Genomic DNA, 15190 nt, shown 5'->3' with positions numbered 1-15190 from the left:
ATGAACAATTGATTAATTATATCAAACATTGGCTTTGATTTCAGCTGTCCGATTCCTCTGAATACAAAGGAACTTTAATCGCCATCAGATCTTCACCCATGATCGTATTTGCAAAGATTGCTTTGCTTTCCTCTTTTAGCCTCTCAGCATCCTCTGGAGTATACCGTGAGCTGATATGCGTAAGGATTAGATGCTTAGCTCCCGCTTTCAAGGCCGTTTCTGCAGCCTGAACGGTGGTCGAATGATAATAGGCTGATGCCATTTCAGCTTCTTCCGCTGAAAATGTAGCTTCATGAACAAGGTAATCCGCCGATTCAGCAAGAATGAGCGCATTGCTGCACATTCTTGTATCACCAAGAATCGTGATGATCCGGCCTTTTTTCGGAGTACTGATATAGTCCTTCCCATTTATGACACGGCCATCATCGAGACAGACTGTTTGTCCATTTTTCAATGCTTTAAAAAGAGGCCCCGGCTTCACACCTTCGGAACGCAGCCGGTCGACCAGCAGGCTACCCGGACGATCTTTTTCCACAATCCGATAACCGATGCTGTAAATGCCATGATCAAGCGACTTGGCCGTCACTGTGAATTGTTCGTCCTCAAACACTGTGCCTTCTTCTATTTCGATGATTTCCAAGGGATATTTTAAATGAGTCCCACTCACCTGTAAGCTCGTCTTAATGAATGAATCTATGCCTAGTGGACCATATACGGTCAATTTATCCACTCCGCCCTGAAAAGATCTGCTGCTTAAAAAACCAGGCAGTCCGAAGATGTGGTCACCATGTAAATGGGTGATGAAGATCTTTTCAACCTTTCGCGGTTTGACCGCCGTTTTTAATATTTGATGCTGTGTTGCTTCCCCACAATCGAATAACCAAATAGTCCCTCGTTCTTCCAATAATTGAAGGGCGATTGATGTCACATTCCGCGCTTTGGCCGGAACGCCAGCGCCTGTACCCAATAAAACGAAATCCACTCATACTACCTCCGTTGCAAATACTTTATGCCTTAACTATAGCATAACCAAGGTGCTCTTTCATTTATGACCCATTAAAACCGAAACCAAATTAAACTTTTAATGAAATCTGAGAAAAAATGCGCAAATTGATTGCTTTGAGGGAAAGCTAAACGTAAAATTAGAAATTGGTACACATACGGGAATTCCAACTTTATAGACAGATTTAACGGAAAGTTGAGGTTTTAACATGACAGAAAACAATAAACCCACAGCATTGATCATGATTTTTGGTGCTACCGGAGATTTAGCGAAAAGGAAATTATTTCCTTCCATATATCGACTATTTCAAAAAGAAAAAATCAATAAGTTCGCGGTCGTCGGTGTGGCAAGGAGGCCATTGACGAACGAGGAGTTCCAAACAAGTGTCAAGGACTCGATTCTTACGTTCGGACATGCGGAAGAAAAGGTAGATGAATTCATTTCCCATTTCCATTATCACTCCCATGACGTCTCAAGTTCGGAATCATACTTGCAATTAAAAGACATTGCCGAACAATTAGACGGACAATATCAATTAGAAGGAAACAGGATCTTCTATTTGGCGATGGCACCTGAGTTTTTCGGAACGATTGCCGAACAGATTAAAGCTCAAGGCCTGAGTGACACGGATGGATATAAACGCCTGGTCATCGAGAAGCCATTTGGACACAGTTTTGAAACAGCACAACAATTGAATGAGCAGATTCGGACTGCATTCGCTGAAGATGAAATTTACCGCATCGATCATTATTTAGGTAAAGAAATGGTACAAAATATCGAGGTCATCCGTTTTTCCAATGCCCTTTTCGAGCCGCTATGGAATAACAGATATATATCCAATATCCAGGTTACTTCAAGCGAAACACTCGGCGTTGAAGAACGCGGGCGTTATTATGAAACCAGCGGTGCCCTAAGGGATATGGTCCAAAACCACCTGCTGCAAATGGTGGCCTTACTTGCAATGGAACCCCCGATCGCTTTGACGACTGAAGAGATTCGAAGCGAAAAAGTACGGGCATTGCGTTCACTTCGACCAATGAAGGTCGACGAAGTCAACCAATACTTCGTTCGTGGCCAGTATGGTGAAGGAACGATAGACGGTCAAATGCTTCCGGGCTACCGAAATGAACATAATGTAAATCCCGAATCCAACACAGAGACCTATGTTGCGGGTAAATTGATGATTGATAACTTCCGTTGGGCCGGTGTTCCTTTTTATATCCGTACCGGTAAGAGAATGGATGTCAAATCAACGAATATCGTTGTTCAATTCAAAGATATTCCAATGAATCTGTATTATAAAACGGAAGAAACGCTGAACCCGAATCTTCTCGTCATCAATATCCAGCCTGACGAGGGTATCACATTGTACTTAAATGTCAAAAAATCCGGGACGACATCCAATACAAAGCCAATGAAGCTGACCGTCTCGAACAAAGGGATCGAACACATCAATTCTCCCGAGGCATATGAAAAGCTATTGTTTGACAGCATGCGCGGGGATGCTACAAACTTTACGCACTGGGACGAGGTTGCCCTCTCATGGAAGTTCGTCGATACCATTTCCAATGCATGGGAAAATACTAAAGACGAGTCTTTCCCTAACTATGAAGCGGGATCAACAGGTCCACTTGCATCCGATGAACTTCTGGCGGAAGATGGACATATTTGGTGGCAAGTCAAGAAAAACGAAAATAATAATTGAAATGAAAAAGGGATGCAGATTTGAATCTGTATCCCTTCTTCTTCATGAAACACTCTTCCTCAGCAATTTATTCCGGATAATATGAAACAATTGCTTGGACTTGGACATTTCTTCCTCTTTTTCTGAATTAAGCCAAAATGAAACACCGGATTCTAAGGCAATGAAAAATAAAAAAATGGCTAAAGCCCACCAGATGATGAACATAAAGTCCTCCGCTCCTTCTCTCTTCCTACCTACTGTATCCTACGGTCCGCCCATCTCTTTCAATGTTTATATTCCTTTTTCCACAGGTGTTTAAACCTAAAAAGCAGGAATGAATGTCATACATCATACTACGATTTCCCTAAAAAAGGTAAATTAATTGGAACTATTTACAACTAGTTCGTTTTTACTATTTTCACCTTATCTATAAAGAATGGTAAGCCTTTGCTGAGGATACACTAAAAAAGGTGCTTAGTGACAGTACCGCTAACTTCGATGTGGAGGGATTAAACGATGGACATTCGTGAAGGGTTAATTCCAACAGCGTTGGGCACAGCCGTGACAGCTGCGGGTTATGCAATGAAGCAGACCCGGGGTTCAAACAAAATGGTAGCTAATACGGTTTTTGGTTTCGGTTTGGCACATGTTGTATTAGGGGTCATTGATCTTGTAGAGCATCGGAGATAGTAATAAAAGGGGGCGCCAAGCGCCCCCTTTTTACATGAAACAAAAAAGCCGGCTTAAAGGGGATCTCCTTTAAGCCTGGCTTGAACTTTTTATTTTTCCATCCATTCGGTATGGAACGTTCCTTCTTTATCAATGCGTTGGTAAGTATGAGCTCCAAAATAGTCACGCTGAGCTTGAATCAGGTTGGCTGGCAGCGTTTCTGTACGATAGCTGTCGAAATAGGCAAGTGCCGATGACAAGCAAGGAACCGGGATTCCGTTCATCACAGCCGTTGATACTACCTCACGTAAAGCTCCTTGGTAACTTTCGACGATCCCTTGGAAGTAAGGATCTAGAAGAAGATTGTTCAAGTTCGCTTCACGATCGTACGCTTCCTTGATTTTTTGGAGGAATTGTGCACGAATGATACAGCCGCCACGGAAAATCATCGCGATTTCCCCATATTGCAAGTTCCAGCCATTTTCTTCTGATGCTGCTTTCATTTGTGCAAATCCTTGTGCATATGAACAGATTTTGCTCATATAAAGTGCTTTACGGATACTTTCAATCAAAGCCTTTTTGTCGCCTGTAAATGATTCGGTTTTTGGACCGCGAAGGATTTTACTCGCTTCGACACGCTCGTCCTTGATTGCTGAAATAAACCGGGCAAACACGGATTCCGTAATGATTGGAAGCGGAACACCAAGATCAAGCGCACTTTGACTTGTCCATTTACCTGTACCTTTTTGGCCAGCTTTATCTAAAATGACATCGACCATCGGCTTGCCGGTTTCTTCATCATATTTTTTGAAAATATCAGCAGTAATTTCAATTAAATAGCTATCAAGTTCCCCTTCATTCCATTCAGTAAAGACTTCATGGAATTCTTCAGCAGATAGTCCAAGGAGATTTTTCATAAGGAAATAAGATTCGGAAATCAATTGCATGTCCCCGTATTCAATACCATTATGTACCATTTTAACATAATGACCTGCCCCATCCGGTCCGATATACGTGCAGCAAGCATCACCATCGACCTTAGCTGAAATATCCTTCAAAATCGGTGCTACAAGTTCATATGCTTCTTTTTGACCTCCAGGCATGATGGAAGGACCTGTTAGAGCTCCTTCTTCCCCACCTGACACGCCTGTACCGATGAAATGGATGCCAAGTTTGCTTAACTCCTCATTGCGGCGTTGAGTGTCCTTGAAGAAGGTATTCCCTCCATCAATAACGATATCACCTTTTTCAAGCAACGGTTTTAATTGCTCGATTGTTGCATCCGTTGCGGCTCCGGCTTTAACCATCAATAAAATTTTCCGTGGTGTTTCCAAAGAATTGACGAATTCTTCAAGCGTATAAGCGGCTGTTACGTTTTTGCCTTCCGCTTCCTTCATCATCTCGTCCGTTTTTGATCCTGAGCGATTATATACGGAAATTGAATATCCCCTGCTTTCAATATTAAATGCAAGGTTCTTGCCCATTACGGCTAGTCCGATAACGCCAATCTGCTGTTTTGTCATGATTCATCTTCCCTTCTCTCTATCTTTACACAGCTTGTACGCTATTCTTTGTCAAAAGAAGGATCATTCCTCCTGGATTGCTCAAAGAAATCTTTGCTGAAGCTAGTGTCTGTTCCTATTGAACGTTTTTTCAAGGGTAATCCCTTTTTAATAATATTTTCTCCGTACTTATTTTGCAAGTGTTCCATCGCATCATACAGAGGTTCTTTTTCTGCATCCTCTTGAAAGGAGAAAATATCCAGTTGCTTGAAGGCCGACTCTTTTTCGATGACATCATAGGCTGTGACACCAAGAAGCCTGATTCCTTCCCCATTCCAATTTTTCATGAAGAGATCGATAGCTTCATCCAAAATATCCTTTTTTTCAAAAACTGGATTTGGAACCGTCCTGCTTCTCGTAATTGTCCGGCGGTCTTTGTAACGGATCGTCACACCTATTTTTTGACCAAGGAGGCGTTTATTTCTCAAGCGGACGGCAACTTTCCCGGAAAGCTTTTCCAATACACCGATCAATTCTTTTTGATTGGCGGAGTCATGCGGAAGAGTTGTCGAGTTCCCGATGCTCTTATGCTCAAAAATCGCTTCGGGATCCACTACCCTTGGGTCAATTCCATTAGCCCTATCTTTCAAACGGATGCCATTGATCCCAAGAAGCTGTTTAAGTTGACTATCATTGGCGTGTGCAAGGTCCCTGATCGTCATGATCCCGATAGTTTGAAGCTTTTCCGATGTCTTATCCCCGATGCCATGCATTTCGCCCACTTGTAAAGGCCAGAGCTTTTCCGGAATGTCCCGTTTCCTTAATACGGTGATCCCCATAGGTTTCTTCATATCAGAAGCCGTTTTGGCCAAAAATTTATTAGGGGCAATCCCGATACTGCAAGGGAGATCCATCGTATTAAAAATTCTTTCCTGAATGCTATTGGCTATATCTAAAGGCGAACCCAATTCGGCGCATTCACTGATATCCAGATACCCCTCATCAATCGAAACCGGTTCAACCATCTCTGTATATTGCCTCAAAACATCGAAAATAGCCAGTGATGCCTTTCGATAGCGCTCGAAATTCGGTTTCTGAATGACTAATTGCGGACATAATTTTTTCGCCTGCCAAATCGGCATGGTCGTTTTAACCCCGAACTTCCTCGCCTCATAGCTACAGGTGACGATTATGCCCCTTCTCTCTTCAACATTGCCTGCAATGGCAAGCGGTTTGCCTTTCAATGAAACATCATATGACATTTCCACTGAAGCATAGAAACTATTCATGTCTACATGGAGAATGACCCTGCCATTTTTGGGATACATGTCCTTCATGTTTGACCGTCACATCCTTGTAAAAATAAAAAACATTTCTATTAAAGTATCCCTATTTATCTTTGGTAACCACACTGAAAGATGCTTCCACTCCAAGAAAAACAGCCATCATATCATTGATGACTGTACATATATCCTTCAATACTTTGAACATCTTGACCTATTATGGGTGATTATTCCCCTGAAACTTCTTTGATGATAGTGATGACCATTTCAGCTAGCTTCGTTAATTCCTCAACTGGAATTCTTTCATTCGTAGTATGGATATCTTCATAGCCCACTGCGAGATTGACAGTAGGGATGCCAAAGCCTGCAATGACATTTGCATCGCTTCCACCGCCGCTTTTAACCAGCTCGCATGGACGGCCGATTTTCTCTGCTGCCTTTCTTGCGATTTCGACAACATGGTCACCAGCACCATATTTAAAACCAGGATACATGACGGTAACTTCAACTTCAGCACGTCCGCCCATTTCAATGGCTGCAGTCTCGAAAGCCTCTTTCATTTTCGCTACCTGTATTTCCATTTTTTCAGGGATCAAGGATCTTGCTTCTGCAAGGATTTCTACATGGTCACAAACAATATTGGTTTGCTGTCCCCCCTGGAAACGTCCGATATTGGCTGTCGTTTCTTCGTCGATTCTGCCTAATGGCATTCTAGAGATTGCTTTGGCTGCGATCGTAATGGCCGAAACGCCTTTCTCTGGAGCGACACCAGCGTGAGCAGTCTTGCCTAAAATGGTTGCGGACACTTTCGCCTGAGTAGGTGCAGCAACAACCACATTGCCCACTTTTCCATCACTATCAAGTGCAAAACCGAATTTAGCCGTTACAAGGGAGCGATCCAATGCCTTTGCCCCTACCAAGCCAGATTCTTCACCGACTGTAATGATGAATTCAATTGTACCATGTTCGATATTCTGTTCTTTCAACACTTTAAGCGTTTCTAACATGACCGCTAATCCAGCTTTGTCATCCGCCCCTAATATGGTCGTTCCGTCTGACACTATGTATCCATCTTTGATGGAAGGCTTGATTCCATTACCCGGTACAACCGTATCCATATGGGAGGTGAAATAAATGGTATCTACGCCTTCTTTCGTTCCTTTTAAAGTACATACTAAATTCCCTGCACCATGACCGGTGACTGCTGTTGTATCATCTTCAAAAACTTCTACACCAAGTGCCCCGAATTTTTCTTTCAGCACTTTGGCGATGGCTGCTTCATTTTTCGTTTCGGAATCGATCTGCACCAATTCCATAAATTCATTAACTAAACGTTCTTCATTAATCATAAAATAAAACCTCCAAAAAAGTTTTCCTCTTCAATTATACTTCTAAAAGCGGTGCCCCGGCAAATAATGTGGCATGCTGGTCCTAAGACCGTTTTAAAAAGTGAATGATGACTTATTTCAAAATGATATCTTCCCCCGTATGGAAAAGAGCCCAAAACAGATCGTTAGGGCTCCTGGCAAAGATTGATCACAACGGGATATTACCGTGTTTTTTCCATGGTCGAGTTTCTTTTTTGTTGCGTAGCATATCAAGAGATTGAATGATCTTAATCCTGGTTTCACGGGGATCGATAACATCATCCACCATCCCAAGACTTGCGGCGACATATGGATTGGCGAACTTCTCACGGTATTCTTCAATTTTAGCTGCTCGTGTCGCTTCCGGATCTTGGCTATTTTGAATTTCACGGGCAAAAATGATATTTGCCGCTCCAGCAGAACCCATTACAGCGATTTCAGCATTCGGCCATGCAAACGTAAGATCCGCACCGATGGATTTACTATTAAGAGCCACATAAGCACCTCCGTATGCTTTTCGCAGAATGATCGTCAATTTAGGTACTGTTGCTTCCGAATAAGCATATAGCAGCTTTGCACCGTGGCGAATGATTCCGCCATGTTCTTGTTTAACGCCGGGGAAAAACCCTGAAACGTCTTCAAACGTAATAAGCGGAATGTTAAACGAGTCACAAAAACGAATAAAACGGGCAGCTTTATCTGATGAATCTATATCAAGCCCCCCTGCCAATACCTTTGGCTGGTTACAGACAAGCCCCACTGATTTCCCTTTGATCCGCGCCAAGCCGACCACTATGTTTTTCGCAAAGCCCTCTTGCACTTCCATAAAGGAATCCTCATCGACAACCTGCTCCAATACTTTCCGAACATCATATGGCCGGATCCCTTCATAAGGGACTACATCCGTTAAGTCCGGCCGGTAGTCATCTCCCTCATCCGCTTCCAAAACCGGCGGCTTCTCTTCATTATTTTGTGGAAGATAGCTCAGGAGCCGTCTAACGTCTGCCAAAACTTGCTCCTCAGATGCTCCTTTGAAATGGGCATTACCGCTTATGGTATTATGTACAGCCGCTCCGCCCAATCCTTCGGATGAAATCTTTTCGCCTGTAACCGTTTCAATGACTTTAGGACCTGTTATGAACATTTGGCTCGTTTTTTCAACCATGAAGACAAAGTCGGTAATGGCTGGGGAATATACGGCTCCGCCTGCACAAGGTCCCATAATAACCGAAATCTGTGGAATGACCCCTGAATATATGGAATTCCGGTAAAATATTTGGCCATATCCGTCAAGCGAAACTACGCCTTCTTGAATTCGCGCCCCGCCAGAATCGTTTAAACCGATGAAAGGGGCTCCATTTTTCGCTGCCAAATCCATAACATTGGCAATTTTCAGGGCATGCATTTCACCGAGTGCACCGCCAAAAACAGTAAAATCCTGTGAAAACAGATAAATGTCGCGGCCGTTGACCTTTCCGTAACCGGTGACAACCCCTTCTCCCGGCCCTTCTTCCTTTTCCATGCCGAAATTGGTATTACGATGTTTGATAAAAGGATTAAGCTCGATGAAAGTACCTGGATCAACTAGAAGTTCAATTCTTTCCCTTGCCGTAAGTTTGCCCTTTTCATGCTGCTTATCGATTCTTTCTTCACCGCCGCCCATTTCCACTTTTCGGCGTCTGTCATATAGGTCATTGATCGTATCATAAATGTCTGTCATTTCTGCTCCTCCTTTGATAATGCTTGTTCACAAAGCTCATATAATACTCCCGCGGTAGACTTTGGATGAACGAAAGCAACATCAGCATTGTGCGCTCCCTTTCTTGATGAATCATCAATCATGCGCAATCCAGCTTCTTTGATTTCTTTTATTCTATCTTCGATGTCATCGACGCCTAGTGCCACATGATGAATCCCTTCACCGCGTTTTTCGATGAATTTGGCGATTGGGCTTGCAGGTGACAACGCTTCCAACAATTCCAAACGGGTATTGCCTGCCAGGATGAAGGCCACTTTCACTCCTTGGCTCTCCACTGTCTCGATTCCTTCAAGTTTCAATTTCAACGTTTCCGTGTAAAGCGGCAAGGCTTCATCTAGTGACTTGACGGCAATACCAATATGATCGATATTTTTAATCATCATAAAAACCCCCATGCTATGTATTATTGGATGACTCCATTAAAATACTACTAATCTTGCATTAAAGCCTTTTAAGATTCGGAATAATATGAACATTATACTTTTACTTGTTTCTACTAAATGTTCAAGTTAAAATAAAATCAATCAAACTGTATTAAGGGAGAGAGCATATGGGAAACAGGAAAATCAGAAAGATCGTCGTGTATTTAATGCTTATCTCAATGTTATTAATGAGCTTATTATCAGGGATCGCATTTCTTTTGTAATAGACAACGTATTGGGGAGGGGAGCAAAAAGCTTCCCTCTCTTTATTTTATCGCTCCATTTTTCTTAGCCAGCGTTTTGAAATCCTCGTTCGATAGGGTGATCAACACCTTAGTGCCGATGGGGACTTTTTCGTACAAACGCTCCACATCGGATTTATGCATCCGTACACAGCCATTTGAAATATATTCACCAATCGATGATGGCTGATTCGTACCATGTATGCCGTATATCCTCCCATCGGTATTTCGCGCATCGAATCCAATCCACCGCGACCCCAAAGGGTTCCTGGGATCACCGCCAGGAATATTCTTTTTCCGGTAATATGGATTGACCGCTTTCACTTTGACCGTGAAGATCCCTTCAGGTGTCAGTTCCTGACTCTTTCCCGTACCGACCGGCAGAATCTCCTTGACCTCGTTATCATCAATGAACGCCAATTTATTGTTGGCTTTATTGATGATGATAAATGGATCGCCAGGCTTAACCGATTGAGGCTGGGCCTGTACCTGTAACGGCCACAAAGATAGAATAAGCAACAAAGAAAGGATCCATTTCATTTGTATCATTCCTTTACTTTTTTGCTTAGTTTAAGCCAAGTGCCTCTTTTTCATTCGGTTGCCGGTCAGCTTGGGTAATCCCTTGAAGGAATGCTTCAACAATAAATAGCGCTCCATTTCCTTCATGAGCTGCAGTAATGCAGCCCTGGATTCGAACTCTTCACGTGTCTGCGGCAGTGGCATTCCCCTAAAATGAATCTCCATTTCTTCAAGCTTCCTCAGATAAAGGATGGCCGTATTTTGTGGGTGGACGTTTTCTGCCAAATCTTCTATAAAATCAGCCACTATCCCGCTTTGCTTGACGACCAACGGAATATTCGTGACCAGGGGAAGAATTCGTTCAATTATTTCAAATTGCTTTTCACGCATTTTGAAATAATGGTAATACAGGTCTTCTTCCCTTAAGAAATGATTTTCCACGTCCCTGAAGGCAAGGCTCTTGGCTTGATTAAGAAGGTTGGCTGTTTCGGTGATTTCCTTACCATCCCATGTGTGATCATTATCCCTCAAATAGCGGACAATTCCCATCAAGATCGCACTGAAGTTCGTTTCGATACTTTCCTGATAGGCCAGCAGTTTGTCATCGACACTGGGCATGTACAGATTCATGACAAGTGCCACTCCGACTCCCACTGCAATTAATATCGTTTCATTGATCAGCAGGGAAAAAGTGATGTCACCGGACCCGTATAGGTGCATGATGATGACGCTGCTCGTCACGATCCCCTCATTAATCTTCAAGGCAACAGCCGTTGGAATGAAAATCAAGAGAATCAAACCTATTATCAGCGGATGGAATGCGATGAACTGAAATAATAGGGATGCATAGGCCATTGCGATCAAACAAGCTAAAAACCGGTGCCAGGAGGCATACACCGACTTCTTTTTTGTAACTTGGATGCATAAGATCGCAATGATTCCCGCGGCAGAGAAATATTCGAGATTAAGCATTTGTGCAATAATAATTGCCAGGGTGGCCCCCAAAGCAGTTTTAATCGTCCTGTATCCGATTTTAAACATTGTTATGTATCACCTGGCTCTTTCTCCATCTATTATAATACTATCAGGAAATCAGAAATTTTTACAGTCCTTTGCGAGTTAAATTCCCAATTTTTCTAAATACACGCACGCAAAAATACATTATAGGAAAAAAATAAAAAAGGTAACTAAACGTTACCTTTTTTCACAATTATATACTATTTGCTTTAGCTTATAAAACTTTTTCCAAGAAGTCTTTTGCACGCTGGCTTTTCGGATTGGAAAAGAAATCTTCCGGAGCACTTTCCTCAACGAGCAGACCCCCGTCCAGGAATAGTACTCGATCGGCCACTTCTTTGGCGAAGCCCATTTCATGCGTTACAATCAGCATGGTCATCCCCGTATGTGCCAGTGACTTCATAACCTCGAGCACTTCTTTTACCATCTCGGGGTCAAGCGCTGAAGTCGGCTCATCGAAAAGCATTACTTCCGGGTTCATTGCCAATGCCCGTGCAATCGCGACCCTTTGTTTTTGTCCGCCTGACAGACGATTCGGATAAGTCGATTCTTTATCGGCCAAACCGACTTTAGTCAACAGCTCACGAGCTTGTTTTACAGCCTCGGCCTTTGATAATTTTTTCACCTTCATAGGTGCATATATCAGATTCTCCAGTACGGTTTTATGTGGAAATAAATGAAAATGCTGAAATACCATTCCGACATTTTCACGCACTTTCATGATATTGGTCTTTTTATCAGTGATGATTTGATCTTTAAACCTGATTTGACCATCAGTTGGAGTTTCAAGCATATTGATGCAGCGCAAGAAAGTTGATTTTCCCGAACCGGATGGACCGATGATCGCTACCACTTCACCCTGTCCTATCTCGGTGCTGATTCCCTTTAAAACCTCGAGCTTACCATAATTTTTTTTGAGTCCATCAATTTTAATCACTGCGTCTCATTCTCCTTTCAATCACTTTGCCTAAGATGGTGAGAATCATGACCATCACATAATAAATGAGACCGGCAAATAAAATCGGCTCGAAGAATTTATATGTCTCACCGCCGACAATATAAGCACGGCGCATGATATCCCCTAATCCAATAATTGTGACAACGGCTGATTCCTTCGTTAAGGAAATCAATTCGTTAACAAGGGATGGCAGGATGTTCTTGATGGCCTGCGGAAGGATAATATTAAGCATCATCCCTGAATAGGGAACCCCAAGTGCAAGTGCAGCCTCTCGTTGGCCTTTATCGACCGCTAAAATGCCTCCCCTGATAATTTCAGAGATATATGCAGCTGAATTTAGCCCGAATGCTAAAAATGCTGCTTGGAACGCTTCGATTTGAATCCCTAATATTTGTGGTGAACCAAAATAAATCAGCATTAATTGCAGCACCAAAGGGGTACCGCGAAAAATGGATGTATAAAAGTCAGCAATCCAATTCAATGGCTTGATTCTGCTGATTTTAAGTATAGATAATAATATTCCCAAAACAAATCCGATTACTGCCGCTACCGCTACAACCTTTAATGTAGTCGGCATACCCTCCAGGATATATGGAAGGGAAGGCATAATCCTTTCAAATTCCAGATTCACTCCATTCATCCTCTCTTATGAAGGCCGTTATCTTGGGCCTTCCTCCTGCTTCATTTTATTAACAATAAAGCGCGGAAAAACGTTCAGAAGGCATTCTGAACGCTTTTCATCTCTCTGTTTTATTCAGTTTCACTGCCACCGAACCATTTTAATATTAATTTTTCCATTTCACCATTTTCCATCATTTTTTTCAACTCGGCATTGAATTCTTCAGTTAACTTGCTTCCTTTTTGGAAAGCGATTGCCGAACCGGCATCTTGATCACCAGACTTGATCAAATGGCCAACCAATTCTTTATTATCTTTCAAGTAGCCTTTTGCAACAGTATCTTCCATGATCACGGCGTCAAAACGTCCTGTTGACATTTCTTGAACAACCTCAGGAATACGATTCCGTTTTTCAACTTTCATCCCGATATCTTGGGATTTATTCAAGTCATTTGCCAATGTCTCCTGAATGGATGCAAGCTGTACGCCTACCGTTTTCCCTTTTAAATCTTCAACAGTTTTGATTTTACTGTCCTTTGTGGTGATGATCATGTTTTTAGCTGTATAGTAAATATCACTGAAATCGACTGATTGCTCACGTTTTTCTGTTGGAGTCATTCCGGAGATAACGAAATCGACCGATTTATTTTCCAGGGCAGGTACAAGACTATTAAAGTCAATGTCCTTCACTTCGACCTCATAACCTAATTTTTTTCCGATTGCTTTAGCGATATCAATGTCAAATCCTTGGATTTCATCACTTTTAGATGTTTCAACAAATTCAAATGGCGGATAATCCGCAGATGTTCCCATTACCAGGACCTTCTTGTCTTCATTGTCAGCTGTGTTCTTATCTTCTTTCTCTGATGTTCCGCATGCCGCTAAAATACCTACTAATAAAATAGAAGTAAGCAACAATGCTAACTGCTTTTTCAACTTCATTATTATTCCTCCAAAATGATATTTTCAATTCTCTTGTTATTAAATTAGGTTAGTTTAATTTCGAATAACTAATATTCATACACTAATGTGTATTTTAACACACTCTAATAATTATTCAATAACGTAAATAATAGATTCATTTTTCAGAATATTATCATAATTCCACATCTGGGCTTCGTGCTTTCTCATCAAAGGTAATATATCCGCCTCCATATCTATCTTCTTTCCCAAAAGTTCCTGACTTATGCAATTTCATGAATAAAAAAACCCACCGATTGGGCGGGTTCAGACTGTAGACAAAATTCGAACAAAAGCCAGTTTTCATATAGTTTTTTTCTTAAAAAAGTATTTCTATTGATTCCAGAAATCCGCTCCCTTTCCGCCGACTGTCTGCCAATGCCTCATTAAAGCAAGCACCTAAAGGGGCATAAAAGCAAATTATCCGGGAGGGCTGTCGTAATCGCGGCATTCCAATTATGATTTAAAGTAATAACCACCTATGGTGATCTAGCCTTGTTTGAAGATTCTGTTCAGGATGAGATCATTCCGAATCTCTTTTTGTCGACAAACTAAAACCCGCCGATTGGGCGGGTTTTTAGTTTATCGATATGGATTAAACTTCTTCGCAATATTGATCGAAGTAGTCTTGTAATTTTTCTACTACAGACATCGGGTGGTGCCCTTCAATTTCATGGCGTTCTATCATGGTGATGATTTTTCCATCCTTCAGCAATGCAAATGATGGGGATGACGGCGGATATCCTTCGAAATAATCACGGGCTTTTTCCGTCGCCTCTTTATCTTGCCCAGCAAAAACGGTTACAAGCTGATCTGGGCGTTTATCATTATGGATTGCATGAGCAGCTGCAGGTCTAGCTATTCCCCCAGCGCAGCCACAAACGGAGTTTACCATAACAAGTGTCGTTCCTTTTTGCGCAAATACTTCCTCTACTTCTTCGGGAGTGGTCAGTTCTGTATATCCAGCAGTCTTAATCTCATCGCGAGCCTGTTTGACTACGTCGTTCATTAAAAAATTAAAATCCATATTCATGGCATTTGCTCCTTCCAAGTTTTCTCTTCAATCCTATCATAACAATTGCCTCTTCGTGATTCAATAAATTTACCTGTTAAAACCGCATAATCCGTTCCGAACATGTTTAAAACGAAAGGGGAGCGGGAATCATGTGTGTAACAACAAGACTTAC

The 15190-nt window shown here is 42.1% G+C and carries 16 protein-coding genes; 3 read left to right on the top strand and 13 right to left on the bottom strand.

All coding sequences use genetic code 11. The features are described 5' to 3' along the window. Positions 1-40: 40 nt before the first annotated feature. Positions 41-982 (bottom strand): ribonuclease Z, encoded by a 942-nt coding sequence (rnz, locus tag AC2YHV_RS02265; protein ID WP_487372494.1) that lies wholly within the window; start codon positions 980-982, stop codon positions 41-43. A 229-nt stretch (positions 983-1211) separates the two neighbouring features. Here rnz and zwf point away from each other — a divergent pair, with 229 nt between their 5' ends. After that, positions 1212-2708, top strand: coding sequence for a glucose-6-phosphate dehydrogenase (gene zwf, locus AC2YHV_RS02260; protein ID WP_487372493.1), 1497 nt, complete (start codon positions 1212-1214; stop codon positions 2706-2708). 42 nt (positions 2709-2750) lie between these two features. Here zwf and AC2YHV_RS02255 read toward each other — a convergent pair whose 3' ends face one another. Then, positions 2751-2912 carry a hypothetical protein gene (locus AC2YHV_RS02255; protein ID WP_156500280.1) on the bottom strand — a complete coding sequence of 54 codons (162 nt, stop codon included), beginning with the start codon at positions 2910-2912 and terminating at the stop codon, positions 2751-2753. Positions 2913-3203: 291 nt separating this feature from the next. Between AC2YHV_RS02255 and AC2YHV_RS02250 the strand changes: the two genes are divergently transcribed. Beyond that, positions 3204-3377: a hypothetical protein gene (locus AC2YHV_RS02250; protein ID WP_034308217.1), complete on the top strand. Its 174-nt coding sequence runs from the start codon at positions 3204-3206 to the stop codon at positions 3375-3377. Between the two features lie 89 nt (positions 3378-3466). Here AC2YHV_RS02250 and gndA read toward each other — a convergent pair whose 3' ends face one another. The 5 genes from gndA to mce all read right to left on the bottom strand — a co-directional run bounded on the left by gndA (position 3467) and on the right by mce (position 9650). Continuing rightward, a complete protein-coding gene (gene gndA / locus AC2YHV_RS02245) occupies positions 3467-4879 on the bottom strand; it encodes an NADP-dependent phosphogluconate dehydrogenase (RefSeq protein ID WP_063575705.1) in 1413 nt (470 codons plus the stop codon). 41 nt (positions 4880-4920) lie between these two features. Beyond that, positions 4921-6195, bottom strand: coding sequence for a DNA polymerase IV (locus AC2YHV_RS02240; protein WP_053535660.1), 1275 nt, complete (start codon positions 6193-6195; stop codon positions 4921-4923). Between the two features lie 173 nt (positions 6196-6368). After that, positions 6369-7490 carry a tripeptidase T gene (locus tag AC2YHV_RS02235; protein ID WP_048678525.1) on the bottom strand — a complete coding sequence of 374 codons (1122 nt, stop codon included), beginning with the start codon at positions 7488-7490 and terminating at the stop codon, positions 6369-6371. 187 nt (positions 7491-7677) lie between these two features. After that, on the bottom strand, positions 7678-9228 hold the full coding sequence (locus AC2YHV_RS02230) for an acyl-CoA carboxylase subunit beta (protein WP_063575704.1): 1551 nt from the start codon (positions 9226-9228) through the stop codon (positions 7678-7680). After that, positions 9225-9650 (bottom strand): methylmalonyl-CoA epimerase, encoded by a 426-nt coding sequence (gene mce / locus AC2YHV_RS02225; RefSeq protein WP_034308227.1) that lies wholly within the window; start codon positions 9648-9650, stop codon positions 9225-9227. The genes AC2YHV_RS02230 and mce overlap by 4 nt, the downstream gene beginning before the upstream one ends. A gap of 167 nt (positions 9651-9817) precedes the next feature. Here mce and prli42 point away from each other — a divergent pair, with 167 nt between their 5' ends. Next, entirely contained in the window at positions 9818-9913 is a 96-nt protein-coding gene (gene prli42, locus AC2YHV_RS02220; protein WP_156500278.1) for a stressosome-associated protein Prli42, read from the top strand. A 42-nt stretch (positions 9914-9955) separates the two neighbouring features. On the opposite strand, the gene AC2YHV_RS02215 is transcribed toward prli42, so the two are convergent. From AC2YHV_RS02215 to AC2YHV_RS02190, 6 genes are all read right to left on the bottom strand, one after another. Then, complete coding sequence (locus tag AC2YHV_RS02215) at positions 9956-10471, bottom strand: L,D-transpeptidase (RefSeq protein ID WP_057278778.1); 516 nt, start codon at positions 10469-10471, stop codon at positions 9956-9958. A 30-nt stretch (positions 10472-10501) separates the two neighbouring features. Continuing rightward, positions 10502-11491 carry an aromatic acid exporter family protein gene (locus AC2YHV_RS02210; protein ID WP_057278779.1) on the bottom strand — a complete coding sequence of 330 codons (990 nt, stop codon included), beginning with the start codon at positions 11489-11491 and terminating at the stop codon, positions 10502-10504. 190 nt (positions 11492-11681) lie between these two features. After that, positions 11682-12404: an amino acid ABC transporter ATP-binding protein gene (locus AC2YHV_RS02205; RefSeq protein WP_034308235.1), complete on the bottom strand. Its 723-nt coding sequence runs from the start codon at positions 12402-12404 to the stop codon at positions 11682-11684. Next, on the bottom strand, positions 12397-13056 hold the full coding sequence (locus tag AC2YHV_RS02200) for an amino acid ABC transporter permease (protein ID WP_057278878.1): 660 nt from the start codon (positions 13054-13056) through the stop codon (positions 12397-12399). Before AC2YHV_RS02200 ends, AC2YHV_RS02205 begins: the two co-directional genes overlap by 8 nt. A gap of 119 nt (positions 13057-13175) precedes the next feature. Further along, the gene (locus AC2YHV_RS02195) at positions 13176-13979 is read right to left on the bottom strand and encodes a transporter substrate-binding domain-containing protein (protein ID WP_170946886.1); all 804 of its coding nucleotides are present in this window, start codon (positions 13977-13979) and stop codon (positions 13176-13178) included. A gap of 619 nt (positions 13980-14598) precedes the next feature. Then, positions 14599-15036, bottom strand: a complete 438-nt coding sequence (locus AC2YHV_RS02190; RefSeq protein ID WP_034308239.1) for a BrxA/BrxB family bacilliredoxin — start codon at positions 15034-15036, stop codon at positions 14599-14601. Positions 15037-15190: the final 154 nt, after the last annotated feature.

This window comes from Peribacillus sp. SRI_006, from assembly GCF_057586375.1.
This window is presented reverse-complemented; position numbering and strand designations above follow the sequence as displayed.